Source organism: Vibrio sp. 10N.222.46.A1 (genome assembly GCF_041473595.1).
Lineage (GTDB): Bacteria > Pseudomonadota > Gammaproteobacteria > Enterobacterales > Vibrionaceae > Vibrio > Vibrio tasmaniensis_A.
The window spans coordinates 1-2,055 of sequence record NZ_JBFRSN010000979.1 but is presented as its reverse complement, the minus strand read 5'-3'; the positions used below and the strand labels follow the sequence as shown (position 1 = coordinate 2,055).

Genomic DNA, 2,055 nt, shown 5'->3' with positions numbered 1-2,055 from the left:
AAGCGCCGCTCATTTGAGTGGCGCTTTTTTATGAGGAATACAGCCTCTAGTCGGGACTGTTAACACATAAGCAATAGGCTACTCAGTTTGATTTTTGAGTGTCTGGAACCCAAAGTAAATTCGCATGAATGTAGTTAGCCAACAAGCTGCACCAAAGGTGTAAGCGATAACCGCAAAGTGTTGAGGCCAAATACAGAACGCGATGAAACAAGCGATGGTTTCAGTGCCTTCGGTTAGCCCTGACATGTAGTAGAGAGACTTATGCTTATAGACTGGGTTTTCGATGCCTCGTTTGCCTGCCATCACGGCAAACGCCAAAAAGCTGCTGCCAGTACCGATAAAAGAGAAGATCAAAAACGCACCGGCAATGGCGTTGTGTTCTGGGTTCGCAATAACAAAGCCAAAAGGAATTAACGAATAGAAAAGGAAATCGAGGCTGATGTCGAGAAAACCGCCAGCGTCACTAATGCCTTGGATTCGAGCCAAGGCCCCATCAAGCCCATCACATACTCGGTTGAACACAATGAAGCCTAGCGCCCATTCGTAATGTTGAAATGCCAACGCCGGAAACGCTAAACACCCGACCAGAAAGCCAAATAAGGTGGTTTGATTTGCCGTGATACCGAATTGACTCAGCAACTTAGCTGATTGGTTTAATGGCCACTTAATGACCTTGATGGAGTACTTATCCAGCATGATGACTTCTCCATGGCCAAGACAGCACTTGCGCCCCTTGAGGTACGTCAGCTTCGTCGTGCGTGACCATTAATGTTGGGATATTTGCTTTTGTCAGCTGTTCGAAGACCCAATCGCGAAATTGTGCTCTTAACTCTTGGTCTAACTTACTAAACGGTTCGTCGAGTAGGGCGAGCTTCGGCTTCGCCAATAACATACGAGTTAAGCTGATTCTTGCACGTTGACCGCCAGATATTTGATCCGGGAAAGACTCTGCCAAGTGAGTTAGCTCTATGTCTTTTAGTGCAGCCATCGCTTGCTGTTGACGAGCGGAGCCCTTAATTGAATTAGGCAGAGAGAACGCCAAGTTTTCCCATACCTTGAGGTGAGGGAACAACAAGTCATCTTGAAAAAGAATACCGACTTCACGCTGATGTGAAGGCAGGTCATCCAGCTGAATGTCGTTCAAAATAACGGTGCCAGAATACGAAAACTCTTCACTTAAGTGACCAGCAATCGCATCCAGTAAGGTCGACTTTCCGCAGCCACTCGGTCCCATCAAAGCCAGTATTTGGCCAGATTCTAATGTTACATTTAGCGCTGAGAACAGCGAATCTCCATCGTTTTTACGGATGGCGAGGTCGTTGAGGTGCAGACTCATTCGTTAGAAAACCTTTAAAAGTAAGACGGCGATATCTGAGTTGAAGTCGGCTGACTAATATCGCTAAAGAGAAAAAGAACAGAGGCAATAAGGCTTGCCAGATAGCATAAATTGCAGTCACTCTGCGGTCGAAACCACTGGTAAGGGCAACGGCTTCTGTGGTGATTGTGCTAATACGGCCCGCGCCGAGCATCAAGGTGGGTAAGTACTGAGCCAAACTTACGCTGATCCCGACCGCCCAAGCAAAGGCAATAGCGGGTAACAAGATAGGCAGCTTGATGGAGTACCAGCTCTGAAATGGCGATTTACCCAAGCTCAACGAGGCTTTTATCAGGCCGTCATTGAAGCTTTTCCAAGGGCCATCCAAAGACAGATACACAAACGGGAAAGCAAAGAAAACATGCGCCCAAATTACCCAAAATTCATAGGCGCTGCTGCCGATATAAAGCGTGGTTACTTGCATGCCGAACAATACCGAAAGTTGAGGTATCAACATGGGAATCGCGATAATAAAGCCCGGAACTTGCCACTTGTATTTGATTCGGTACTCATGAGCTACCAGCGCGAGTAATAAAGCAACGGAAGCGGCAATAAGGCCAATCCACAAGCTTTGCCCGACGGTGCTCATGATGCCATCCCACTCAAACTCCCAGAAACGCATGCTGTAGCGACTTGGAAGTAAATCAGGGAAGCGCCAACGCTGAGCTACACTCCAAATC

Annotated in this window: 2 protein-coding genes and 1 pseudogene; all 3 read right to left on the bottom strand. The window is 47.3% G+C overall.

Annotation, left to right across the window (positions count from 1 at the left end; genetic code table 11):
* Positions 1 to 78: 78 nt before the first annotated feature.
* Positions 79 to 696, bottom strand: coding sequence for a CDP-alcohol phosphatidyltransferase family protein (locus tag AB4496_RS22780; protein WP_009846440.1), 618 nt, complete (start codon positions 694 to 696; stop codon positions 79 to 81).
* Complete coding sequence (locus AB4496_RS22775; RefSeq protein ID WP_009846441.1) at positions 686 to 1,336, bottom strand: ATP-binding cassette domain-containing protein; 651 nt, start codon at positions 1,334 to 1,336, stop codon at positions 686 to 688. The genes AB4496_RS22780 and AB4496_RS22775 overlap by 11 nt, the downstream gene beginning before the upstream one ends.
* Positions 1,302 to 2,055: pseudogene (locus AB4496_RS22770) on the bottom strand (thiamine ABC transporter permease); the annotation flags it as partial. The pseudogene AB4496_RS22770 and the gene AB4496_RS22775, both read right to left, overlap by 35 nt.